Source organism: Nitrosomonas sp., assembly GCF_024282095.1.
GTDB lineage: Bacteria > Pseudomonadota > Gammaproteobacteria > Burkholderiales > Nitrosomonadaceae > Nitrosomonas.
This window is the reverse complement of the sequence record NZ_JAMWZS010000002.1, coordinates 58841-84256: the sequence shown is the minus strand read 5'-3', so window position 1 is coordinate 84256 and position 25416 is coordinate 58841. Positions and strand designations below refer to the sequence as shown.

The following is a 25416-nucleotide window of genomic DNA, read 5'->3' as shown; positions in this document are numbered from 1 at the left end:
ATTCGGCCGGAAAACTGTGGTTGTTAGATGAATGGGGTGATCTATACCCATCCCTCTTGCAGCATGGCACTGCCTACCAAATGCATGGCAGCTTCGGTGCTTTGAGTGATTTCAGCCGCCAGCCATTCACGATCCACTTGATGGCTATCCAAACGCGACAGCTGTTGATCGAGTTCATCATTTGTCGCAGCACGGCCTAATGTTTGGGTATAAATCGTTTGCACATAATCCGTATTGGACAGATCATCCAAACCGGCATGTTGCTGGAACCAATCCAAGATACTGCGATGACTTACCTGAGCATCCAGTGCTTCCCGCCCTAATTGCCATTCCTCCGGGGTGGCGTCCCGGTCAAAGAAACTATGTACCAGGCGCGCTAGCATGTCTTCTGTTTGATTATGCGCAATCACCACTGTTTCACCGCTGTCAAAAGCGAGCATTTCAGCGTTCTTGAGGCTCAGCATGGCGCCATCATTGAGACGGGTTAATTCCAGACGATTATTGACAGATTCAAGGTGAACATCGTCACGATTGCCCAACATATGCAATACATCAAAGCCTTCGCCACCATCTGCATTTAAAGCCAATCCCAACGGTAAATAGCCCTGATCGTTACCCGCGTCGGCGATGACTTCGCGAATTACATCGAGCCGGATAATATTTGGATTCGTTTCCAAACCGGCTAGCAATTCATCGCTGGTTTTATCTTGGAATGCCACTGCTTCAGGCAGGTTATGAAAAGCAGTTAAAATATCATCCGTAGTGGCTGCTTGCCAGTTTTGTACGGCATCACCTTCAATAGCTGTCAAGTCACGTCCCAGCCAGGTTTTAACCAGATGATGTGCAACCGCTTCAACGCTGGAATAAGCGACGGACAAACTGGGGCCGGTGGCGAAATGGATCAACTCAACATCGGTGAATGTATCGACTTCACCGTTACTTTGCGTGAGCGTGATTACGCCACCATGCGCTTCAACCTGATAATCCGATAATTGACCCTCTTGAGACACGCTATCAAAACCCAAACCGCCATTGAGCTGATCGTTGCCGGTGGCGCCACTCAACAAGTCATTGCCGGTGCCGCCGAAAACAATATCATCGCCTGCATCGCCGGAAGTCTGATCATTACCGGCCAGGCTGCCGACCGTATCATTACCGCCACCACCCAGCAAAATATCATCGTCGGCGCCCAGCACGATATACTGATTTTGATTATCACCGACGACAAAGTTCTCACCGTTACCGCCGACAACCCGGGCAGCACCGATAATGGATGCGAATGCAACGTTGTCCAGCTGAATGATGGCACCGGATGGAAGGTTTCTGGCATCAATGATTAAGATTTGTTTGTCATCGTTATCGATATTTGATCCGGTAATAATAATGGGGACATCGAGTGCTTGGTTATTACCGATCGATGGCGTGATGGCCTGCACAGTGACGTGTTCATCTGTGGCCAATGTCGCTAGAAAATCCTTGGCACGATCGATGATTTCCTGGGTTAAGGAACTGTCTGAACCGGTTTTTTGCTCAATGCGCTGGGTTAGATCATCGATAGCCTCTGGTAAATCTAGCAGTTGTGATTTACCGGCAATATTCAAACCCGCACCGACAGGCAGGCTGGCGGTCAGTAAGGTATCGCCATTTGAATTACGGATGACGGGGATATCTGCATATTGGCGGAATAAGCTGTTCGGATCATCCTGGCGATTAGCGCTGACTGGCAAAACAGTGGTGATAACTGTGCCATCCGATTGCGTTGTCGTGCTGGTAGTGGCGCCATCAATAATCGTAGGGGTCGGGGCAGGGTTGCCGCCACCGCCGGATGAAGCAGGTGGAATGGTCACTGTTATACCGTTGCCTGCCAGGTCAGCAACATTGACAGCCGCATCGGCGCCAGCCGCCCAATCTTCTGCCGCAGCGACATTGTAGGTTGTCGCATCGCTCGATGCTGTACCGTCCTCATTCAGGAGCAGATTCACAGCAGCTTTATCCGTCGCACTCAATGTGAGTGTCAATGCGGTGCCGGAGGTAATTTCGACGTTGGCCGTATCGGTCAAGGTATAGGTGGCGCCGCCTTCGCCAGTGAACGTGAATTTATTGGCGACAATATCGTTGGTCGCGCCGACGGCTTTCAGGAAATCGCTGCCGGTTACCACCAATGCGCCGGTACTGGCGTTGTAAGTCGATGAGGTAATCGTTGGCACAGCCACGTTGGAGACGGTGATTCCGTTGCCGGTGGCATCAACCACATTGACAACCGCATCCGCGCCTACCGCCCAATCTTCTGCGGCAGCCAGATTATAAGTGGTGGCATCGGTAGAACTGGTGCCGTTCTTGTTGACGATCTGGTTGACGGCTGCTTTATCGGTACTGCTCAAAGTGACGGTGAATGCGGTACCGGAAGTAATTTCGACATCGATGGAATCGGTTAATGTGTAAGTTGCACCGCCTTCGCCGGTGAACGTGAATTTGGACACATCAATATCGTTGGCGGCACCGCTGGCTTTCAGGAAGTCTGTGCCGGTAACGATCAATGCGCCGCTGCTGGCATCGTAAGTGGCTGATGTGATGACGGGAGCAGCCACGTTGGAGACAGTAATGCCATTGCCGGTGGCATCCGACGTATCGCCGGTCGTTGCATTGGTATTCCAGTCATCCGCCGTGGCCAGATTGTAAGTCGTAGCACCTGCGGAAGTTGTGCCATTCTTGTTCATAATCTGATTGACCGCGGCTTTGTCAGTGGCACTTAATGTGACAGTAAATGCTGTGGCGGAGGTGATCTCGACATCGGCTGAGTCAGTCAAGGTATAGGTGGTGCTGCCTTCTCCGGTGAAGGTAAGTGTGGAAGCATCAATATCGGAACCGCCGCCATTGGCTTGCAGATTGGTACCGGTAACCACCAAGGCGCCTGTTGACGCATCATAGGTGGCTGAAGTGATGCGCGGGTTAATTGAAACCGTCACGGCACTGCTTGCATCGCTGATATCGCTGGCCGCATTTGCACCAGATAGCCAATTATCCGCGGCAGCCAGATTATAGGTAGAACCGCCTGATGACGTGGTGCCGGTTTGATCCAATAAAGCATCAACATTTGTCTTATCCGCGCCGGAAAGCGTGACGCTAAAGGAAGTTGCTGATGCGATTTCAACATCCGAGGCACTGGTAATCGTGTAAGTGGCATTTGCAGTGCCACCGGTCAATGTCAATGTTGAAATATCAATGTCGTTATTCGCGCCGACTTTGTTGAAAAAATCGGTACCCGTCACAACCAATAGGCCGGTATCGGAATCGTAGGTCGCTGAAGTAATGGCGGGTGTCTGGACATTGCTCACCGTGATGTCGTTGCCTGTCAGATCGGCGACAGTAATGGAAGCAGCCGTTCCGGCCATCCAGTTCTCAGCCGCTGCGATATTGTAGGTTGTTGCATCGGAAGAAGCCGTACCATTTTTGTTCAACAATCCATGTGCCACGAGTTGATCGGCGGCATTCAACGTCACGCTGAAGGAAGTCGCTGAAGTGATTTCGACATCCGCTGAAGTTAACGCGTAACTGCCGCCTTCACCGGTTAATGTCAGCAGGGAAACTGCAACATCGTTGGTTGCGCCGCTATTGGAGATTAAGTTCGCTCCGGTTACTGTCAATACATTGGTGCTGGCGTCAAACGTAGCGGAAGTGACCGTCGGGGCGGCATAGTTGCTGACCGTAATTGCGTTGCCGGTAAGATCGGCTACGGTTACCGCAGCATCGGCTCCGGCTGCCCAATCCTCGGCTGCGGCAAGATTATAGGTTGTGCCACTGACTGCCGATGCGCCATTCTTATTCAGCAATGCTTCGACATTGATCAGGTCTGCATCCGTCAATGTCGCTGAGAATGAAGTTCCCGAAGTAATTTCCACATCCGTGGCGCTGGTGAGGGTGTAAGTTGCTCCTCCTTCTCCGGTAATGGTCAGTTTGGAGAGATCGATATCGTTACTGGCGCCGTTTTGTTGTAGAAAACCGGTGCCGGTAACGGTTAATACGTTGCTGTTGTAATCGTAGGCCACTGATGTAATCGTGGGAACGGCCACATTGGAAACGGTGATGCCATTTCCGGTGAGGTCAGCCACGACGACTGCAGCATCGGCGCCTGCCGCCCAATCTTCCGCGACAGCCAGGTTATAGGTGGTAGCACTCGTTGATGAAGTGCCGTTTTTGTTGACGATTTGGTTAATGGCGGCTTTGTCGGTTGCGCTCAATGTAAGCGTAAAAGCCGTGCCGGAGGTGATTTCGACGTTTGCAGTATCGGTCAATGTGTAGGTTGCGCCGCCTTCGCCGGTGAAGGTGAATTTATTGGCGGCGATGTCATTGGTGGCACCGCTTAAACTCAGAAAACCGGTTCCAGTGACCGCCAGTGCGCCGGTATTGGCGTCATAAGTCGCCGATGTGATCGTGGGAACGGCAACATTGGAGACGGTCATGCCATTACCGGTGAGATCTGCGACGACAACCGCAGCGTCAGCACCGGCCGCCCAATCTTCCGCGGCAGCGAGGTTGTAGGTGGTAGCACTCGTTGATGAAGTGCCGTTTTTGTTGACGATCTGGTTAATGGCGGCTTTGTCGGTTGCGCTCAATGTAAGCGTAAAAGCCGTGCCGGAGGTGATTTCGACGTTTGCAGTATCGGTCAATGTGTAGGTTGCGCCGCCTTCGCCGGTGAAGGTGAACTTATTGGCGAAGATGTCATTGGTGGCGCCATTTAGACTCAGAAAACCGGTTCCAGTGACCACCAATACACCGGTATTGGCGTCATACGTCGCCGATGTGATCGTGGGTGCGGCAACGTTACTGACAGTAATGCCGTTGCCCGTGGCGTCAGAGGTATCCGCATTGCCGATCACGGTGTTCCAATCATCCGCGGCAGCCAGGTTATACGTTGTGGCACCGGTAGAGCTGGTGCCATTTTTATTGCTAATCGGGTTAATCGCGGCTTTGTCCGTTGCACTCAATGTAATGGTAAAAGCCGTGCCGGAGGTAATCTCGACATTGGAGGAATCGGTCAGGGTATAGGTCGCGCCACCTTCGCCGGTGAACGTAAATTTATTGGCGGTGATATCGTTGGTAGCACCATTGGCGTTTACGAAGTTCGTTCCGGTCACCACTAATGCACCGGTACTGGCATCGTAGGTGGCGGATGTGATGGTGGGTGTTTGTACATTACTGACGGTAATTCCATTTCCGGTTGCATCTGCATTACCGGTTTGGGAAGGATTCCAGTCAGCCGCAGCAGCAATATTAAACGTTGTGGCATCGACGGCGGCAGTGCCATTCTTATTCAACAATCCTTCCACATGCGTTTGATCTGCGGCATTCAGGGTTATGGTAAATCCGGATGCTGAAGTAATTTCAACGTTGGCCGAGGTGAGGGTATAAGTGGAGCCGCCTTGTCCGGTCAGGGTCAGTTTCGTTACATCGATATCATTGGCAGCACCTACTGTGGCGGTCATGTTGGTGCCGGTGACTACCAGTGAGTTAGTGCTGGCATCGTAAGTGGCGGATGTAATGGTGACGGGAATCGGCTGAAAAATAAAATTCTCGAACAATATGCCATCCTGCCCGGGTGTTCCTGAATCATAAAAACCAGGCGTTGTTTGCCGGACACGGATTTCGTCGACATTATCAAAGTCGGAAGACATGCTGAGGGTTTGCTGCGTTGTACCAGTAGAGAGCGTTAGCGACTGCGTGGCCACTTGTAATCCATTGCGAAAGCCCACGGCTTGCATCGAAGTGAATGCGCCTAATCCTTCCGTCATTTTTAATGAAACCAGATCAAATTCTCCGCCGTTGGCGGTGGCGAAGGCAAACCAAGTTCCTGTCGTGCCGCCACTGCTTCCATCGTTTAGGCCGATACCTACCGAAATGCCTGGTCCAAGCTGAGAATCTGAATCGTATAAACCGGCAGGATTGGACAGATTGACTAATGAGCCAAAAGCTATTCCAATGGCGGAGTCAGTGCCTTTGATGGTTAGATTGCCGTAGCCGGTGGTTCCTTTGGTATAAGTGGCAAGTGGTTCACCTGAAAGCTCATTGTCAGCAAATGAAATCGTTTCAGTCGCCAAGGTGCCGGCGTAATTGTCTAACGCATTTTGTGCAAAAATCTGCGGATGATTGATCTGCCCGCAATGGAATGCGAGTTCCCAGTTTCCTCCGAGAGATTTAGCACCGGTCAGATCGACAGAAGCGGCGATACTTGCTTGGATCGTTGCGCTTAACTGGCGGACGAATTGTTGCCCGATAGCGCCTTTGGCCACATGGCAGCCGTACAGTACAACTTCTGCTGTTTCTGAAAGCGCGTTGCGCCAGGATTGCAAGACAGGCTGATAGGCAGCGAATGAACTGCGGTTCAACGTGGCATTACCAAGGATCACTTCGGCTTGATTACCATGAGACAGGATGTGGACACTGTCTACACTGGAAGATTGATTCAGCACGTCAGTAATTTGCTGTACACCATCCTGATCAACATTCAGTATGACAACCTGCGTTCCCGCTTTAACGCCGTTAATCAGAGTTTGGTAATCGGCTACGCCACTGTCAATGAATAAAATAGATTGTTTGGGTTGCATTGTCTGAGTAGTCATCGTCTTTATACCTATATTGTCAGTTTCATTGAGGAGCTGCTGATTAAACCGTTATTGCATGATTAATTCAGTAAAACAGTTGCTTATTTGTTTTTTTAATATGGCAAGCAATAATTACATGTGTTCAATGGCTTTCCAACAAATGCTGGGCGACTTTATGGTCAAGTTCAGCAAGCCATGTCGTTGGCATCACCGCTAATATTTGCTGCAGAATCTCTTTTGCTGCACTGATTTCTTCCGGATTCTCTGATCGCTGCACGGTGGCTGAAAGCCATACATAGGCTTTTGCCAGATGCTCTGCCGATAATTGGTTTGTTCCGGGATCGGGTTCTGCGTCAAAAAAATGTTTGCCTGTCTGAAAATAGGCCGGCACGTATTTTAGTGCAGCGGCTTGTTCAAACATTTGTCGGGCTTTCCGGGGCGTATGTCCTTGTGATAAGCCTTTATCCATGATAATACCTAAATAATAAAAGGCTTCAGGGCTTTGTTTTTGTGCAGCTGCTTCAAACCAGAGATAAGCTTTTTGCATATCCTGAATGGATGCATCACCTTGCAGATAAAATTTCCCCATCCATATCTGTGCAGGAATGGCGCCTTGCTCCGCCGCAGGATGGCAAAGCGTAAGCGCTTTGATGGGATCTTTTGGGAATCCCTTGCCGGTCATATAGAGATTGCCCAGATGGCAATAGGAATGGGTGTGTCCTGCCTGAGCTGATTTCTGAAACCAATTCGCTGCTGCTGCGGGATTTGCCGGGCGATGTATACCTTCTTCAAAACAAATGCCGGTCAGATGCTGAGCTGTCGGAATGCCACCTTGTGCTGCTTGCTCAAACCATTGGCAGGCAATAGCTTTGTCCACTGCGCGTCCCCAGCCGTTTTGGTAAAAAAGACCTAGAGAAAATTGTGCCAGTACATTTTTGTCATCGTTGGCTGCTGCATGATATTCGGCAAATGCTTTTTCATAATCACCCGCTGCTAGTGCTGCTTGGGCATCTTTCATGATCTGGGTGTTGTCTGTTTGCGCATTTGCGTTTTCTTCAGGCGACAGCATTGCCATACACAGAAATATCAACAAAGCATTTTTCATTTTTGTTAATAGAATCACCGGTTAATTACCGTCCATGACGGATTGATCCAATTGCTGCCTAATTAATCCGATGATTCTCCTGGTCAAAGTGTAAAATAATCCAGCTATCGAGCAGGCCGTTGAAAAACCATCTGCGTTGCCGCTACGGTGTTAAAGACAGGCTCAGGATGCTTATTTATTACGCATAAACTGCGCTTTCTCGCCTGTTTTTGCCTGGTATCGGCTGCCTCGAAAACGTTTTTCAGCGGTCTGCTAGGGCCGCGAAGGAAAGATTCCATCGATTGCAATAATGCAGTTAACCGTGGTGTATGGTTGCATGATTGAAAATGGTTGAGATCCTCCGGTAGGACCGGCAGTCGCCGTGGTAATTGTCGTAGTTGCCACATTTACGCCACTGAGCGTAGTTTCAATGGAAGCTTGATTCATACTCACACTGGGCGCGGTTGCCGAGGAATATATCTTGGTCAGCGCTGGAGACATTGCAATCGCGCTGCCTCCTGGCGTATTGGTATCACCAGCCGCATTGACTGCTTTCAATGTCGAAGTCGCGGATGCACCAGGAGCAACCACCGAGGTGGAAGTCGAAGTCGCATCGACTGGATGAGAATGGGTAGGCATTTGATTAACCGTCAGCGTAATATTCTCGGAACCCGCTGTTTGTCCCATCACAAAGTTTGAGCCTCCTGCAGATTGGCCCTGATGTACAGGTACTTTGCCGCGCATGTCGGGTAGCGCAAAGGTAGTTGTGCCATTGCCGCCGTACGTGGTGCCAAGCAAGGCAAACACCGCTTGATATTGATTAATCGGTAGCAGTTGTCCATTACATGGGAGCCAACCCTGAGGCGCGTAATTAAAAGCAACGTAGTTAATCTCTCCAACAAATGGTTCCATACCTGCTGTAGCGTTGTCAGGCATTGCAGCAAAGAGTGCCATAGCTGTCGTAACAGTAAAAAAACCTTGTGTCTTTTGGGTGAGTTTCATAGGTTATTTCCTTCTCATTAAGATTTTGATTTCATATCTACCAACTGCTACGACAAATATTACCTGTTTTTTTGATATAAAGTGTTGGGTATCATAGCAGTGCTCCAATCCGATCATAATGTTTAAATCTCTTCGGGTTATATTCCCCGCCGCTTGCGGCGTAAAATATGTAGGTGAGCGCATATGTTCATAAGAGCCGCAATGTCACGGTTTTGATATATCACTGAGTACTTCCTGCAAAATATAGACGAGTGACTTTTGATGAACAGGCTGATGCTGCTCTGAAGGAAGTTTGTCTTGAGGTTGCAGAACGCCGACAGGTTGTAGAAACTGCAATCGGACACCTAAAAACGGATCACCGCATGGATTCGCTGTTGGTTACCGGGCAAATTGATGAGAGCAATACGCCGTTTGGGCCTAAGGAATGCTTTATTACAGCTTGCATTGTTTCAGCTGACTAATAGCTTTTACGCAGAAAACTTTATATTGGCATGACTGCGTGAATTTTGCAGGAACGACTCAGTAGCTTAAAGGATGCTTCTTGATGGGTGCAGAGCAAAATAATTTTTCGATTTCAGCGGCTAACTGCTTTTCTGCATTGATGTAGTCGGTATGTTGCTTATCGGCGGCAATTGTATTGGCAGGGGATTTAATCAACTGGTCCGCTAGCGTATGTGTTTGAAGGTGCAGCGCTACCACACTTTTGTGCCAAGCAGTGTCGCCGAATCGCTGCCGGCCTTCACCTTCCAGCCAGTGACTGAGTATGCAGTCGGATAATTGGATGGGATGTGGCGTCGATTGTTTGTCGTGCAAATGGATTAAATCGGGTATCTGTCCGGCGTCATGCGCTACCTTGGCAAATAGCAGCGATAGGTCGTCATGACTGACTACGGGTGCCGATAACCAGCCGGGATCAGGCTGCCAAGTGGATAACCACGCCGGAAATGCTTCTGCCGGCATCGGTTTGGCAATGCCATATCCTTGTCCCAGTTCGCAACCAAGGTTGATGAGCAAACGATGATGCTGGGCGGTTTCGACGCCCTCCGCAATCACGTTACGGTGGAACACGCTGGCCAGATCCACGACACCTTTAATAATGGCCAGATCCTCTTTGTCCTTGAGCATATCGCGTACAAAGCTTTGGTCGATCTTGATCAGGCGAATGGGTAGCCGTTTCAGATAGCTGAGCGATGAATAGCCCGTTCCAAAATCGTCTAATACGAATCCAACACCAATTTCATTGCAGGATTCAATCAGGTTTGTGACATGGGTGATGTCTTCCAGGGCACTGGTTTCCAGTACCTCCAGCTCTAACTGATGCGGTTGAACATGCGGGTGATTTGCGAGACAGGCGGATAATTTGGCAAAAAAGTCAGGTTGTTGTAGTTGACGCGCCCCGACGTTGACGCTGATTTGCATATTGATACCCATGGTTTGCCAGGTCTCGATTTGTGTCAATGCGGTTTCGATGACCCATTCACCCAACTCAATATCGAGCGGATGATTCTCAAGTTCCGGTAAAAACGATGCGGGTGTCAGTAATCCGTTTTCCGGGTGTCGCCATCGAATCAAAGCTTCAGCACAGAAAGCATGCCCCGTGCGTAAATTGATCTTGGGTTGATAATAGAGCACGAATTCCTGCTGATCCAAGGCCAGCTTGATGCGTTTAAGATTGAGATTGTGACTTCGAATTAGTTTGTCGTGTGCGGCGTCAAAGAAGTGAAAGCGATTTTTTCCGGCTAATTTTGCTTCATACATTGCCTGGTCAGCTTGGCGCAGCAACAAATCGGGAGAGGCGTCTTCATCTTGAGGATAAAGACTGATGCCGACACTGGCAGTAATATTGAGTGTTTCATCATGAATGACGATTGGCTTGGTTACCGAATCAAGAATACGGCGCACAAACGGTTCGCAGTCGGTTCTTGTGTTCAGGTTCTGAAATACCGCAATAAATTCGTCGCCACCGATGCGAGCCAGCGTATCGACTTTGCGGAATGAATCCTGCATGTTTTTGGCAATGTTGATCAGTAGCTTGTCGCCCGCTTCATGGCCGTATTGATCGTTGATGGCTTTAAAGCCATCCAGATCAATAAAGACCACCGCAATGAATTTACTGAGCCGCTTTGTGAGCGCCATGGCTTGCTGCAGCCGTATGGTCAGCAACGCGCGATTCGGCAGGCCGGTTAAAATATCGTAATGCGCGAGGTGTTCAAGTTCGCGTTGATGGGTTTTGATATAGGTAATGTCGGTGAAAATCCCCACGAAATGACGGGTTTCGCCATCTTCACTGCGAATTTGGCTGATATTCAGTAACGCTGCATATACCTCATCATTCTTGCGACGATTCCAGATTTCTCCGTACCAGTGTCCTTTTTCGTTCAGGGATCGGTACATATCTGCGTAGAAATCCATATTGTGCCGATCGGACTTGAGAATGTTGGGTTTTTTGCCGATGACTTCATCGCGCTCATAACCGGTGATATATGTAAAGGCGGCATTGACATCAATGAGAATGGAGTCGGCATTCATGATCATGATACCTTCGCGGGCATGAGCGAACACGCCGGCAGCCAATCTCAGCTGTTCTTCGGCACGCTTTTGCTGGGTAATATCGCGTACGGTTGCTTGCAGGCATAATTCGCCATTGATTTCAGAACGACTCAGCATCACCGTTGCCGGAAAGGTTTCGCCATTCAGGTGTTCGTATGTCCACTCAAAGTAGTGAAAACCATTTTTCAAAGCCAGTTCGGACATCTGATATGCTTTGTCTTCTGATAGTGTTTTATCACTCTGCCTGTTCGGGGAAAGGTCTGATAGTTTAAGCGTAGCGAATGTTTCTAAATCGGGAATACCGAACATTTCAAGTGCGGCGGAATTGCATGTGATGAACTTCAGCGGGTTTGCCATGAGTATGATCATGGCATCATAAGAGCCTTCGAACAGTGTGCGATAGCGGGCTTCACTCTCACGCAGTTGATTTTCCGCTTGTTTGCGTTCGGTGATTTCCACATGAGTGCCGACCACGCGTTGGGGCGAAAGCGGTTTTCCCTGGTTGTCGCGCGCCAGGATGCCGCGCGACAGGACGTACACCCAATGGCCGTTCTTATGCCGCATGCGGAATTCCACTTCATATTTGCTCGAGCGTCCTGCCAGATAATCGCTGAGTTGTGCCAGGGCTGTGTCTTTTTCATCCGGGTGCACCAGCATTGACCACGTGTCTAGACTTGGTGGCAGCTCGTTGGGGTGATAACCCACGATCTCCATCCAGCGCGGAGAATAATAGACCGCCTTGGTTTCGATATTTAAGTCCCACAGGCCTTCGCTGGCAGCTTGCAGCGCATAGGACAGACGCTCTTCACTGCGACGCAACGATTCACTGATTTCATGGGTTTGCGTAATATCCTGGATGGTGCCGAGTACGGAAAGCGGAGAGCCGTCTGTGGCAAATAGAATTTCGGCACGTAAGCGCACCCAAAAGATCTGATTATCAACCAGGATACGGTGATGGCAATCGAAAGGATCACCCTTGAGCGCTAAATTCCACATATCCTGCACCTGGTGATAATCATCCGGGTGGATGCGGGAAGAAAAACTTCGCTGGGTAATGGGTTCGCCAATCGGTACGCCGAGAATGCGATAGGTTTCAGCAGACCAGATAAATTGCTTGGTAACAATGTTGAGTTCCCAGCTGCCGATGTGTGCGACTGCCTGGGCGCGTTTTAATGTTTCTTCACTGTGCCGCAAGGCCAATTCAGCCTGCTTTTGCCGCGTGATGTCACGCACACTACCTTGCAGGAAGACCTGATTGTCGGATTGCATACGCGTGAGCAGCATCATGCAGGGGAATTCTTCCCCATCGATGCGCCGATGCTGCCACTCGAAATAGTGTGAACCTTGACGCAGGGCTGTTTCAATGACGTCGATGGCGGCATCCTTGGAAAGACGTCCATCCGGTTGCCGTTCGGGTGAAATGCTGTCAGGGCCTAATCCCAAAACGGAGAAATCAGTTGACTGAGCCAAACCAAACATTTCTGCAGCCGCCCGGTTGGCCATGGTGAATTGCCATGTCGGCGGTGCCAGAATGAATTGCGCATCGCGAGACTCTTCAAACAAGCTGCGGTATCTGGCTTCGCTCTCGCGCAGCTCATTTTCTGCCCGCCTCTGTTCGGTGATCTCACGATGAACACATTGAACGTATAGCTCTCCTTCAAGTTCTACAGGAAATACCAACACATCCGCAGGATATTCTTCACCATTCATGCATCGGTGTGTCCAGTCGAAATAGTGAAAACCATCGCGCATGGTGGCGCAGAGCACTTCGTGAAATTTTTCCTGTGACGTGCAGCCTTCGGGTTGGTATTCGGGTGAAAATTGCAGGGGAGTCAGGCCACTGATTTCATCGACGCTGGATGCTTTCAACATTTTGAGCGCCGCTCGATTGCACTCGACAACCTTGTTGGTGCGCGCTGACATGATCATCATCGCGTCACGTGAATTTTCGAACAATTTGCGGTAGAGCACTTCGCTTTCGCGCAGTTTGCGCTCTATTAGTTTTTGCTCGGTAATGTCACGTATAGTGGCGAGAATATAGAATTTGCCTGTTATTTCCATTCGCGTCAGCAAGACGGTGGAGGAGAAGGATTCACCATTCAGGCGCTGGTGCGTCCATTCGAAATAGCTGAAGCCATCCTGCAACGCTTTTTCGATGCATTCTGCGGATTTTTCTGCCGACAGGCAGCCATCTTCCTGTCGCTCCGGTGAGACATCGGTAAACCCCAGGGAGGTGAAGGTTTGCGTGTCTGGGACACCAAAGATTTTGAGTGCAGCCGGGTTGCTATCGACAAATTTTCTGGTTCGGGGTGACCAAACCAATTTGGCATCGTGAGAAGATTCGAAGATGACGCGATAACGCTTTTCGCTGTCGCGCAGCAGTGCTTCATTCTGTTTCTGTTCGGTAATATCCAGGTGGGTGCCGATGATGCGCCGCGGTGAGAGGGGATCTCCCTGGCTATCGCGCGCCAAGATACCGCGTGACAGGATGTAAACCCAGTGACCATCTTTATGGCGCATACGAAATTCCGCTTTGTATGTCTCCAGGAAACCTTCCAGATAATCATCGAGCAGCATCAGCGTTCTGTCTTTGTCCTCCGGATGCATTAACATTGTCCAAGTATCAAAATCAGGTGCCAGCTCGTCCGGGCCATAACCCAGCATTGCCTTCCAGCGTGGCGAATAATAAGCGGTTTGCGTTTCCAGATTAAAATCCCAGAGACCGTCATTGGCTGCTTGGAGGGCATAGGACAGGCGTTCTTCGCTACGCCGCAAAGCCGACTCGATTTGTTTTTGCTCGGTAATATCCCGTACTGAACATTGCAGGTAGTCCAGTTCGTTGGATTGCATGCGAGTCAGCAGCACCATGCAGGGGAATTCTTCACCATTTACCCGCTTGTGTTTCCATTCGAAATAGTGCGATCCCTGGCACAGCGCGATTTCAATCATGGCAAGCGCGGCATCCAAGGAAGAACGGCCATCCGGTTGTCGTTCCGGGGAGAGATTCCAGGGATTGAGTTCTAAGGTTATGAAATCCGAAGTCTTGGATAAGCCGAACATCCTGACAGCTGCCGAATTGGCTATCTGGAAGTCCCATGTCGGTGGAGCGAGAATCAACTGCGCATCATGTGATTCTTCGAATAAACTACGATAGTGAACCTTGGTGTTCTTAAGTGTTATCTCAGTGTGCTTGCATTCAGTGATATCAGTCAATATTGTACAGATCGTCGTTTTTTGCCTGAAAGCACTATGAAGAGGGAATTTTGAGCAAACAAGATAGCGTTGGTCGTGAGCAAGATCCAGATAATCCTCATACTCAATCGTTTTTTCAGACTGCATCACCATCTGATCATTTCGATCCAGAATAGCGGCAATATTCTTAGGAAAAAGCTCAGTACTGGTTTTGCCTAAAATATCACCGCGATGGATATCAAAAACTGTTTCGAATTTTTTATTGACAAACAGAAAGTTACCGTGAACGTCCTTGATATAAACAATCAGCCCACTATGCTCTATGATGTCAATGAGGTATCCGGAATTCTTCATCAGTTATGCTTGGAAGAGAATTATTCAAATGATGTATCACCTTTATGAAACGCATAAATGCAGCTTAATTAATAATCGCGTGGGGTATACCGGCGCAGCTTGTATGTTGTGATTATTACAATATGAGTGCGCTTTATTTCTCAATGCTTGAGTTACAAGATCGCCACTTCTGACTCGGCTGACTCGATTTTGCTGTGCCTAGATTTCTAACGGGGTTTGATTTCCGTTAGATTTTATGTGCTTATTGCATTGGTAAGCCAAAAAAACAATCGACCTTTTCGGCAATATGGCTAATAAAATACCAAATCTCTAGCTCATGGTCAAAAATACTGACATTCAATTGGAATATATTCTTACTTTCATGTGTTGAATAATCCTAGGTTGAGTGAAGTGTGAAGGGACTCTGATTCCTAACCGGCCTGCGTTGCCGCTACGGTGTTAAAACAGGCTCGGAATGCTCATGTATTACGCATAAATTGCGCTTTCTCGCCTGTTTTTGCCTGGTATCGACTGCCTAAAACGTTTTCAAACGGTCGGCTAATGGCACAAATTAACCGGTGATACCTTATGGAACGAACGATAGGTAATTGAATTGTGAATTTTAATTCTGTGATACGACGGATGTTGATTTCTTTTAATAGCATACAAGCTAAAATACCCAATCGAGTTTCAAGTGAGCTCAACCAGTTTGCTGAGGCGGATGTAAAGTGAAAATATAATGGGTCAGATAATTTATTTATGCTGGAAGAATCTTGAGAGGAATTTTGCAAGATCATTGATGAATCAACAGGATGATGAAACTAAGCGATCTGAAAAACTGGACGGACTACTGGGAGCAACTCCGGATTGCGTTGCTGGAACCAACAGTCGATAAGGCACTGCTGGAGGCATCTTTGCACGAAGCGCGTATCAAGATGCCGGTGCCAGTATTATGGTTGCTGGGCAAGACGCAGGCTGGCAAGACATCGATTATCCGAGCGCTGACCGGTAGCGAAGCGGCCGAAATTGGTAATGGTTTTCAGCCGTGTACGCGCAGTTCCCGTTTTTATGATTTTCCTGCTGAGGTGCCGGTTATCAGGTTTCTGGATACGCGGGGGCTGGGCGAAGTTTCGTATGATCCTGATGACGATATTCACTACTGCGAGTCTCAGGCGCATTTGCTGGTTGCTGTGATGAAGGTGTCTGATATCAACCAGACTGCGGTATTTGACGTGCTGCATACCATCCGCGGGCGTCATCCCGAATGGCCTGTATTGATCGTGCAAACCGGTTTGCATGAACTTTATCCGGGTGAATGCGGGCATGTGCATCCGTGGTCTTATGATAGTGATCCATTGCCGGAAACGGTTCCGGTTGATTTGCGCCGCGCTTTGTTGGCACAACGCAGTGCCTTGAAACAACTGCCCGGTGCTGCACCGGTACGCTGGGTGGCGGTGGATTTGACATTGCCTGAGGATGGGCTTGAACCGCCGAATTATGGCTTGGAAGCCTTGTGGCAGGCGATTGAATTACTATTGCCGTTGGGTTTGCAGCACCAGCTCAGTGGCGATAAAGAAGTGCACGATCTGTATGCGCGTACCGCGCACCAGCATATCGCGGGGTATGCGCTCGTAGCGGCAGGATTGGGCGCTTTACCGGTGGTGGATCTGGTCGCGGTATCGGCGGTTCAGGCGAAGCTGCTGCATAGCTTGGCGCTGCTATACGGACAGCATTGGGATAAAAGCACCATGACAGAATTTCTCGGACTAGCGGGAGCGGGAATTGCATCCGGGTATCTTGCCCGTTTGCTGAGCCGTGCTGTGGTTAAAGTGATTCCTTTCTGGGGACAGACGGTCGGAGCGGTATGGGGCGCCAGTTCCAGTGGTGCGACTACGTATGCATTGGGTAAGGCGGCGATCTACTTCTTTGCCCGGCGCAAGGATGGTTTGAATGTCGATCCTGAAGCGCTGCGCCGGATTTATGCAGAGGAATTGGAACGCGGTGCGTCCATACTCAAAGATCGTTTGCAGGGTAAACCCGAATGAAAACACCGCTGCCACGTTTTGATCCGCTGCGATTATTGGTTTTCATGCTGATGCTGCTGCCTATACTGGCATTGCTGGGTTTTGGTGTGCTATGGCTGTGGCAGAGTGGAAATCTACAGGTTTGGCTGATCGCCATGGTGCTATGTGGTGTTATGGGGTATGGCTTGCAGCAGTGGCTGGTGCGGCGTGAGCGTCGCTTGTTAGCGGATGCGGCCACCGAACCCAATCCGGATTGGCCGCCGAGCGCGGATGTGGTGTGGCAGAAAGTTGAAGCATTGGCGGCAACATGCAGTCCGGAGGATTGGCCACTCGAGGACGGGACATGGATGCTGGAACTGGGACAGAAAGCGCTGGAAACCGTTGCGCATTGTTATCACCCGGATGTAGAGAAACCGCTGCTCGAACTGACTGTGCCGCATACGTTGCTGATTATCGAACGCGCGAGCCGTGATTTGCGCCAGGATGTCGCTGAAAAAATACCGTTCAGCAATCGCCTGACCATCGGCGATCTGTTCCGCATACAACGCTGGAAGGCCAAGGCAGAGCAAATAGTCAATATCTATCGGGCGGGCAGTATCATTTTCAATCCCGTCAATGCGCTGCTTGGCGAGGCGTGGCGGCATTTGCGCGCGCGCAGTTTTGATGAGGCCAGGAATGAATTGCATCGTTGGTTTTTGCGCGCGTATGTGTGCAAGGTGGGTTATTACGCCATTGATCTGTATAGCGGTCGTTTGCCATTAGGTGATGAAGAGCCGACGGCATCGCCAACACCGCTATCCAGGGCGGATCTGAACCAAGTTGCGGAAACAGAAAGGGCGGTTGTGGAGCCGTTGCGTATCCTCATCCTTGGACGATCCAATGCGGGCAAATCCAGCTTGATCAATGCCTTGTTTGGAGAGCTTGCGACGAGCACCGATGTGCTGCCTGACACAACTCAGGCGCTCAAGCCATTTGCTTTGTCACGCGAAGGATTAACCCAGGCATTGATATTTGACAGCCCCGGGTGTGATAGTCCGTTGTTTGATAACCAACAAATGCTGGCAGCGGCTGTGAATGCCGATTTGATTTTATGGGTTAGCCCGGTCAATCGCCCTGATCGGCAGATCGAGCGCGATTGTTTGGATGCCTTGCGCGCGTCCCAGGCGGCAAGAATGGATCGCCATCCGCCACCTTTGCTGGTCGTGGCCAGTCATATTGATCGATTGCGCCCGGTTAATGAATGGCAACCTCCCTATGATTTGACTGATCGGCTGAATAGTAAGGCGGCCAACATCAACGCCGCGGTACGGGCTATCGCTGCTGATCTTGCGGTGCCGGTAGAGCGGGTCATTCCTGTCTGCCTGCTGGATGGCAAAGTTTATAATGTGGATGATACCCTGTGGGCGGCCATACTAGACCATCAGGAAGAAGCGCTCAGAGTGCGTCTGATGCGCTGTCTGGACGCAAGGAAGCGCGCCGAAGACTGGGTGATGCTGCGCCGCCAGATGGCGGGTGCCGGGCGGTTCTTGCGGAATTTGCCGGAAATACTGGGCAAACGCGCCGAGCGATAGCGATGCGACGGCAAGGTAACAACACATACCGGATTTTTCATATGTCGAGATCAACTTTCTTGAATAGAATAGTGCGCAATTCTGTTTTAACCGATTACCCCTTGAGTAGATCAGTGAGTCGTTTCTTGTCGGCATTTTCCCTATTGCTTTTGCTGAGTTTCATAGTACTGGCGGCTATTCCGGGCCAGGCGCAGGCACAATACTGGTGGAATGCAAGCCGTGAGCCGGTTGGATTGGCGCCGGATCCTGCGACAACGCCGGAAGCGATTGTTCAAGTATATGGTGCGCGCGCTTATAGCTGGCGCGGCTATTTGGGAATTCATACGTGGATCGCGGTGAAACCATCCAGAGCGCAGTCCTATACCATCTATGAAGTGATCGGATGGCTGCAGCGCAGGAAAATGCCGGTGTTAGTGATTTATGAAAACGTGCCTGACAGGCGCTGGTATGGCAATGTTCCGGAGATACTGCTGGAGAAGCGGGGTGACGGTGTGGACGCATTGATTGAGAAAATTGATCAAGCGGCAAAGAGCTATCCGTATGCAAAGGATTACACGATCTGGCCGGGACCGAATTCCAATACGTTTACTGCCTGGGTGTCACGGGCTGTTCCGGAGCTTCAGCTGGATTTGCCGCCAACAGCGATCGGCAAGGATTATCTGGGGTATCGGTTGGTTTCACAAGCACCGAGTGGCAGCGGTTTCCAGATTTCAGTGTTTGGTTTGATGGGGGTATTGGTCAGCGCGGTGGAAGGAATTGAGTTCAACTTTCTCGGACTTTCTTTTGGCGTTGATCTGGATCCGCCGGCGATCAAGTTGCCGTTAATAGGACGTAAAAATTTGGATTCATGACCGCTGAGTGATTGAAAAATGACTGTGATCATTTAATTGATAATTATTCTTATCCATAATATAGTAGCCATCAGTAATCAATCCAATTCTTGAACTTTCTTCCTGGAATTTTGTAATGCTTCGATTTAACTTAAATTATTTTTTTGTGACGGTTTTCTGCTTTTCTTCTTTGTTCGCTACCCATTCGTTACATGCTGAAGAAGTGGTCGTTTATTCGGCGCGAATTGAACAGCTCATCAAGCCCATGTTTGATGCCTTCACCAAGGAAACCGGAATCAAAGTCAAATATACCACTGACAATGAAGGCGCATTGCTGGCCCGATTGGAAGCAGAAGGGAAAAATACACCGGCTGATATGTTGATAACCGCAGATGCCGGGAACCTCTGGGCAGCGGCGCAAGCGGGATTGCTGAAACCTGTGCAATCCGATGTGCTTCAGAGCAATATTCCAGCACATTTACGGGATCCTGAAAATGCATGGTTTGGTTTGTCGATACGCGCACGTACATTGATCTATAACACTAAAAAAGTAAAACCAGAAGAACTTTCGACGTATGAGAATCTGGCCGATCCCAAGTGGCGTAATCGTTTATGTTTGCGTACTTCAAAGAAAGTGTATAACCAATCGCTGGTGGCCATGATGATTGCCGAACATGGTCAAGCTGAGACGGAAAGGATCGTTAAAGGCTGGGTAGCGAATCTGGCAACCGATCCATTGTCGGATGATACCAGAGCGCTGGAATTTGTCGCTGCCGGCAAATGTGATGTGACCTTGGTGAATACCTATTACTACGGTCGGCTAATGAAGAAGGATCCAAATTTACCGTTGGCGGTTTTCTGGCCAAATCAGAATGACGGTGGCGTGCATGTGAATATTTCAGGTGCCGGTGTCACGCGTCATGGCCGTAATGGGCAAGCCGCCATTAAGTTACTGGAATTCTTATCATCCGATAAAGCGCAGAATCTATTTGCAGATGTGAATATGGAATATCCGGTAAATCCCAAAATTGCAGCGGATCCATTTGTCGCATCGTGGGGCGGCTTTAAGCAAAACCCGATGAATCTGGTTAAGGCCGGTGAATTACAGACGACTGCTGTGAAATTGATGGATCGCGCAGGTTACCGGTAATAAGGCGGGGTGAGTGCACAGAACAATGCAGCGCGCGGCGTGGTGGAAAATAAAACTCCCGTAGCAAATGTGTCCGACCGGTTAAATCCATATCATGTCATGACCATGTGGCGTCTGGTTCCTTTTATAGCGGCTGCATTGGTATTAGCACCTGTTGGTGTGATCGTTTCATCATTTTTTGCGCCTGCCAGTGATATTTGGCAACATCTGGCTGAAACTACGCTGCCGCTTTTGTTGGTCAATACGTTCTGGCTTGCGTTGGGCGTTATCACGGGTACCGCGTTCTTGGGCATCAGTCTGGCCTGGTTTACGGCTGTGTATGAGTTCCCCGGGCGCCGCTTTTTTTCCTGGGCGTTGTTATTGCCGCTGGCGATGCCCGCCTATGTGACGGCCTTTGTCGCATTGGGCTTGTTTGATTTCACCGGTCCACTACAGACTGCATTGCGTGCGTGGTTGGATTCCGATTTATCCTGGTTTCCGGATATACGAGGTAGGATAGGCGTCATTATTGTCATGACGTTGGCTTTTTATCCCTATGTGTATTTGCTGGCGCGCAATGCCTTTCTGAGTCAGGGTAAACGCTCGTTGGAAGTGGCGCAATCGCTGGGTTTAAACCGCCGGCAAGGCTTCTTCAAGGTGGTGCTGCCCATGGCACGTCCCTGGATAGCCGGGGGTATCATGCTGGTGCTGATGGAAACGCTGGCGGATTTCGGCACGGTGGCGGTGTTTAACTACAATACGTTTACGACGGCTATTTACAAAGCGTGGTTCAGCATGTTTTCCCTGCATGCGGCTTCCCAGCTTGCTTCCTTGCTGATTATGATTGTTTTTGTGGTAATTGTTGTGGAGCAACAATTCAGGGCGCGTATGCGCTATGCTGAAAATAAAAGAAGCGCAAGAGCACAACGCATCCAACTGACAGGCTGGCATAATTGGCTGGTTACCGGTTTTGTTCTCAGTGTATTGTTTTTTGCATTTCTGCTGCCGGTTACGCAATTAAGTGTCTGGGCGCTACAATCGTTTGCACAAGATTATGATGTCGCGCGTTACCTGGAATTTCTGTGGCATTCGCTATCGTTGTCCGGCTTGGCCGCTGTGTTGACCTGTCTGGTTGTGATTGCCATGGTTTATGCGGCGCGGCGTTATCCCGGCCCTGCCACGCGCACCGCAGTGCGTACGGCAACCATTGGCTATGCATTGCCCGGCACGGTGCTGGCGATTGGCGTGTATGTGCCGCTTGCCTGGCTGGATGGGCAACTCAGTGAGTTAATCCTGCATTGGTTCCGGATTGAAACGGGTCAACTGATTCAAGGCACGCTGATGATCATGCTGATCGCCTATTTGATACGCTTTATGGCGGTCAGTCATTATCCCATTGACGGTGCGATGCAACGCATTACCCACAGCATTGATGAAGCGGCGATGAGTTTGGGGTTGCATGGTTGGGCGATGATCCGGAAAGTGCATATTCCGATACTGAAACCGGGTATTTTTACTGCGGCAACCTTAGTGTTTGTTGATGTCATGAAGGAAATGCCCATTACATTGATGACACGTCCTTTTGGCTGGGATACGCTGGCTGTGCGGATTTTTGAAATGACTTCGGAAGGGCAATGGGAACAGGCAGCCTTGCCTGCCGTGACGCTTGTGTTGGCCGGTTTGATACCGATCATATTGTTCATGCGCCAAACTGAGAAATAAATTAATGAATCCAGTGTTATTGCAACTTAACAATGTCCGGCAAGCTTATGGTGAGCAAGTCGTTATTCGTGATTTATCTCTGCAATTGCAGCAAGGGCAGATTGGTTGTTTGCTGGGGCCGAGTGGTTGCGGTAAGACAACCGCATTACGGTGTATCGCCGGTTTTGAGTCGGTGTCGGCAGGAGAAATCTTGCTCAATGGCGTGTGTGTGAGTAGCGCAAATTTCTTTGTGCCACCGGAGCAACGGCAGGTGGGTATGGTTTTTCAGGACTACGCGCTATTTCCGCACCTTGATGTCGCTGCCAATATCGGTTTTGGCTTGCATCGACTGGCCAGAACGGAGCGCGAACGGCGCGTCGATGAATTGCTGCATGTGGTGCATTTGTCTGAGGTGTCCGGAAAGTATCCGCATGAATTGTCAGGTGGTCAACAGCAACGTGTGGCACTTGCGCGCGCGCTGGCACCGAAACCGGAGTTGTTGTTGTTGGATGAGCCTTTTTCCAATCTGGATGTCAGTTTGCGTGAGCGTTTAAGTATGGAGGTGCGTGAGATTCTGAAAGATCAGGGAACTACCGCTATTCTGGTGACGCATGATCAGGCTGAGGCATTTGCTGTTGCCGATGAGATCGGTGTCATGCATCAGGGTGAGGTTCAGCAATGGGATACTGCTTTTAATCTTTATCATTGCCCGGCTAATCGTTTTGTTGCAGACTTTATCGGTCAGGGCGTGTTTCTTCCCGGGCAAATGATTGACGATCAACAGATTGAAATCGAATTGGGTGTGTTAAGAGGTAAGATTTCGCAGCAATGCGCGCCAGATTATGATCAATGCGGCAAAGGCTGTCGGGTGGATGTGTTATTGCGTCCCGATGATATTGTGCATGATGATACCAGTCCTTTGCGCGCGACCGTTGTTCACAAGGCATTTCGTGGTGCGGAGATTTTATATACACTGCATCTTGCCAGCGGAGCGCAAGTGCTGTCACTCGTGCCCAGTCACCATAATCATACGATCGGTGAGAAAATAGGCATCAGGCTTGAAGTTGATCATGTTGTGGCATTCAGCCAAGCGATTTCGTGATTGTTTTAGGTGGCGATGCGCTGTCAATTTTGATTGGTCAGTTGTTTCATGATACTTTGTTGTCGGGACATACTTCCCTTTTAGTGCTTTTTTCTATAGCATATCAAGTCAGTAGTATTTATACCTTTCTATTAAACTTTATTCCCAATAAATACCCCCGTTAATTAATCTCAGAAATAACGTTGGGGTTACAATCTTAAAACTGAAAACTGAATAATTTGAATGAGGATTATATGAGCCAGCATATCCATTACGTTACTGACGCCAATTTTGAAGCAGAAGTGTTGCAATCTACAATTCCCGTGCTCGTTGATTACTGGGCGGAGTGGTGCGGTCCGTGTAAAATGATAGCGCCGATACTTGATGAGATTGCAAGCGAGTATGGCGGGCGCCTGAAGGTGGCTAAACTGAATATTGATGAGAATCAGATTACACCACCGAAATATGGTATTCGTGGTATTCCGACATTAATGTTATTTAAGAATGGTAATATCGAAGCGACCAAAGTGGGGGCATTATCGAAATCACAATTAACAGCATTTATTGACAGCCATATTTAAACCCGCTAGTCTTACGAATATGAATTTGTGGGTCATATGAAAATTGTAAAGACCACATATCTATTTTAACTATCCCATCTGTAACAACTTTCCTTCCAGCATCATTATCTTTCACTTAAGTATTATTTTTTCACGAGCCTCTTCATGCGCTTATCTGATCTCAAAAACTTACATGTCACTGAATTAGTAAAAATGGCCGTCGAGAACGAAATTGACGGCGCCAATCGAATGCGAAAGCAGGATTTGATTTTTGCATTGCTCAAGAATCAGGCGCGTAAGGGCGAGAATATTTATGGGCATGGAACGCTGGAAGTGCTGCAGGATGGCTTTGGCTTTTTACGTTCTCCGGATACATCGTATCTGGCCGGACCGGATGATATTTATATTTCGCCAAGCCAGATCAGGCGTTTTAATTTGCACACAGGGGATTCGATAGACGGTGAAATTCGTCCTCCGAAAGATGGTGAACGTTATTTTGCACTGGTAAAAGTTGATAAAGTTAATAACGAGCCTCCGGAAAATTCCAAGCAAAAGATTCTGTTTGAGAATCTAACGCCATTATTTCCTGACGAGCGATTGGTGCTTGAGCGTGACATTAAGGCGGAAGAAAATATCACCAGCCGTATTATCGATTTGATCGCTCCCATCGGCAAAGGTCAACGTGGTTTGCTGGTTGCCAGTCCAAAATCCGGTAAAACCGTTATGTTGCAACACATTGCACATGCCATTGCAGCTAATTATCCGGATGTGATCCTGATGGTGCTGTTAATTGACGAGCGTCCTGAAGAGGTAACGGAGATGATTCGTTCGGTCAGAGGGGAAGTGATTTCTTCCACGTTTGATGAGTCGGCCATGCGGCATGTGCAAGTAGCCGATATGGTCATTGAGAAAGCCAAGCGCTTGGTAGAGCATAAGAAGGATGTCGTCATATTGCTCGATTCAATTACGCGACTGGCGCGCGCTTATAATACGGTGGTGCCTGCTTCGGGCAAGGTTCTGACCGGTGGTGTGGACGCCAGCGCGTTGCAACGTCCTAAACGTTTTTTCGGTGCTGCGCGTAATATCGAGGAAGGCGGATCGTTGACCATTATTGCGACTGCGTTGATTGATACGGGGTCGCGTATGGATGATGTGATTTATGAAGAATTCAAGGGCACCGGCAATATGGAAATCCATCTTGACCGGAAAATGGCTGAGAAACGTATTTATCCGGCGATTAATGTCAATCGATCGGGCACACGTCGGGAAGAATTATTAATTCCTCCAGATGTGCTGCAAAAAATCTGGGTATTGCGTAAATTGCTGCATCCCATGGATGATATGGACGCTATGGCGTTTTTGCTGGATAAGATCAAGGCAACTAAGAGTAATTCTGATTTTTTTGATTCGATGAGACGAGTTTAAGCGTAGTTTTTCATAGTTGCACCGATACGCGCATTAAAGGATAATACATCGCTTTTTAATGTCCCCCTTGGGGATGGAATAATTGAGGATATTGGCAATGAAAGTAGACATTCATCCAGACTACCAGGAAATAACTGTAACTTGCAGTTGTGGCAACGTTTTTAAAACACGCTCTACCATGAAAAAAGCGTTGAATATTGAAGTATGTTCACTTTGTCACCCATTTTATACCGGTAAACAGAAAATTGTAGATACTGCGGGTAGAGTCGAGAAATTCCGCCAAAAATACGGTAAGCCAGCAGCTAAATAGCATTGGCTGGTAAACGTTAGTTTCC

The 25416-nt window shown here is 49.1% G+C and carries 13 protein-coding genes and 1 pseudogene; 10 read left to right on the top strand and 4 right to left on the bottom strand.

All coding sequences use genetic code 11. The annotated features are described in order from the left end of the window. Positions 1–41 precede the first annotated feature (41 nt). The 3 genes from Q0K92_RS01225 to Q0K92_RS01215 form a co-directional block, all read right to left on the bottom strand. Entirely contained in the window at positions 42–6617 is a 6576-nt protein-coding gene (locus Q0K92_RS01225; protein ID WP_297323975.1) for a DUF4347 domain-containing protein, read from the bottom strand. A 124-nt stretch (positions 6618–6741) separates the two neighbouring features. Further along, entirely contained in the window at positions 6742–7704 is a 963-nt protein-coding gene (locus Q0K92_RS01220) for a tetratricopeptide repeat protein (RefSeq protein WP_297323974.1), read from the bottom strand. Between the two features lie 252 nt (positions 7705–7956). Continuing rightward, positions 7957–8685 carry a tail fiber protein gene (locus Q0K92_RS01215; RefSeq protein WP_297323973.1) on the bottom strand — a complete coding sequence of 243 codons (729 nt, stop codon included), beginning with the start codon at positions 8683–8685 and terminating at the stop codon, positions 7957–7959. Between the two features lie 173 nt (positions 8686–8858). On the opposite strand from Q0K92_RS01215, the pseudogene Q0K92_RS01210 reads away from it, so the two are divergent. Beyond that, a pseudogene (locus Q0K92_RS01210) lies at positions 8859–9008 on the top strand (IS200/IS605 family transposase); the annotation flags it as partial. Between the two features lie 196 nt (positions 9009–9204). On the opposite strand, the gene Q0K92_RS01205 reads toward Q0K92_RS01210, so the two are convergent. After that, positions 9205–14781, bottom strand: a complete 5577-nt coding sequence (locus Q0K92_RS01205) for a PAS domain S-box protein (protein ID WP_297323972.1) — start codon at positions 14779–14781, stop codon at positions 9205–9207. A 791-nt stretch (positions 14782–15572) separates the two neighbouring features. Between Q0K92_RS01205 and Q0K92_RS01200 the strand changes: the two genes are divergently transcribed. From Q0K92_RS01200 to rpmE, 9 genes are all read left to right on the top strand, one after another. After that, positions 15573–16805, top strand: a complete 1233-nt coding sequence (locus Q0K92_RS01200) for a DUF697 domain-containing protein (protein ID WP_297323971.1) — start codon at positions 15573–15575, stop codon at positions 16803–16805. Then, on the top strand, positions 16802–18355 hold the full coding sequence (locus Q0K92_RS01195; RefSeq protein ID WP_297323970.1) for a GTPase: 1554 nt from the start codon (positions 16802–16804) through the stop codon (positions 18353–18355). Before Q0K92_RS01200 ends, Q0K92_RS01195 begins: the two co-directional genes overlap by 4 nt. A gap of 113 nt (positions 18356–18468) precedes the next feature. Continuing rightward, on the top strand, positions 18469–19206 hold the full coding sequence (locus Q0K92_RS01190) for a DUF3750 domain-containing protein (protein ID WP_297323969.1): 738 nt from the start codon (positions 18469–18471) through the stop codon (positions 19204–19206). 115 nt (positions 19207–19321) lie between these two features. Beyond that, positions 19322–20335, top strand: a complete 1014-nt coding sequence (locus Q0K92_RS01185) for a Fe(3+) ABC transporter substrate-binding protein (protein WP_297323968.1) — start codon at positions 19322–19324, stop codon at positions 20333–20335. A 99-nt stretch (positions 20336–20434) separates the two neighbouring features. Further along, positions 20435–22036, top strand: a complete 1602-nt coding sequence (locus Q0K92_RS01180; RefSeq protein ID WP_297324036.1) for an iron ABC transporter permease — start codon at positions 20435–20437, stop codon at positions 22034–22036. 4 nt (positions 22037–22040) lie between these two features. Then, complete coding sequence (locus tag Q0K92_RS01175) at positions 22041–23117, top strand: ABC transporter ATP-binding protein (protein ID WP_297323967.1); 1077 nt, start codon at positions 22041–22043, stop codon at positions 23115–23117. 233 nt (positions 23118–23350) lie between these two features. Then, entirely contained in the window at positions 23351–23677 is a 327-nt protein-coding gene (gene trxA / locus Q0K92_RS01170) for a thioredoxin TrxA (RefSeq protein WP_297323966.1), read from the top strand. A gap of 144 nt (positions 23678–23821) precedes the next feature. Further along, a complete protein-coding gene (rho, locus tag Q0K92_RS01165) occupies positions 23822–25081 on the top strand; it encodes a transcription termination factor Rho (protein WP_297323965.1) in 1260 nt (419 codons plus the stop codon). Between the two features lie 97 nt (positions 25082–25178). Continuing rightward, positions 25179–25391, top strand: a complete 213-nt coding sequence (rpmE, locus tag Q0K92_RS01160; RefSeq protein WP_297323964.1) for a 50S ribosomal protein L31 — start codon at positions 25179–25181, stop codon at positions 25389–25391. Positions 25392–25416: the final 25 nt, after the last annotated feature.

Coding starts and splice junctions, on each gene's coding strand:
- Q0K92_RS01225 (WP_297323975.1), bottom strand. CDS start 6,617: ATGACTACTCAGACAATGCAACCCAAACAATCTATTTTATTCATTGAC.
- Q0K92_RS01220 (WP_297323974.1), bottom strand. CDS start 7,704: ATGAAAAATGCTTTGTTGATATTTCTGTGTATGGCAATGCTGTCGCCT.
- Q0K92_RS01215 (WP_297323973.1), bottom strand. CDS start 8,685: ATGAAACTCACCCAAAAGACACAAGGTTTTTTTACTGTTACGACAGCT.
- Q0K92_RS01205 (WP_297323972.1), bottom strand. CDS start 14,781: ATGAAGAATTCCGGATACCTCATTGACATCATAGAGCATAGTGGGCTG.
- Q0K92_RS01200 (WP_297323971.1), top strand. CDS start 15,573: ATGATGAAACTAAGCGATCTGAAAAACTGGACGGACTACTGGGAGCAA.
- Q0K92_RS01195 (WP_297323970.1), top strand. CDS start 16,802: ATGAAAACACCGCTGCCACGTTTTGATCCGCTGCGATTATTGGTTTTC.
- Q0K92_RS01185 (WP_297323968.1), top strand. CDS start 19,322: ATGCTTCGATTTAACTTAAATTATTTTTTTGTGACGGTTTTCTGCTTT.
- Q0K92_RS01180 (WP_297324036.1), top strand. CDS start 20,435: ATGACCATGTGGCGTCTGGTTCCTTTTATAGCGGCTGCATTGGTATTA.
- Q0K92_RS01175 (WP_297323967.1), top strand. CDS start 22,041: ATGAATCCAGTGTTATTGCAACTTAACAATGTCCGGCAAGCTTATGGT.
- trxA (WP_297323966.1), top strand. CDS start 23,351: ATGAGCCAGCATATCCATTACGTTACTGACGCCAATTTTGAAGCAGAA.
- rho (WP_297323965.1), top strand. CDS start 23,822: ATGCGCTTATCTGATCTCAAAAACTTACATGTCACTGAATTAGTAAAA.
- rpmE (WP_297323964.1), top strand. CDS start 25,179: ATGAAAGTAGACATTCATCCAGACTACCAGGAAATAACTGTAACTTGC.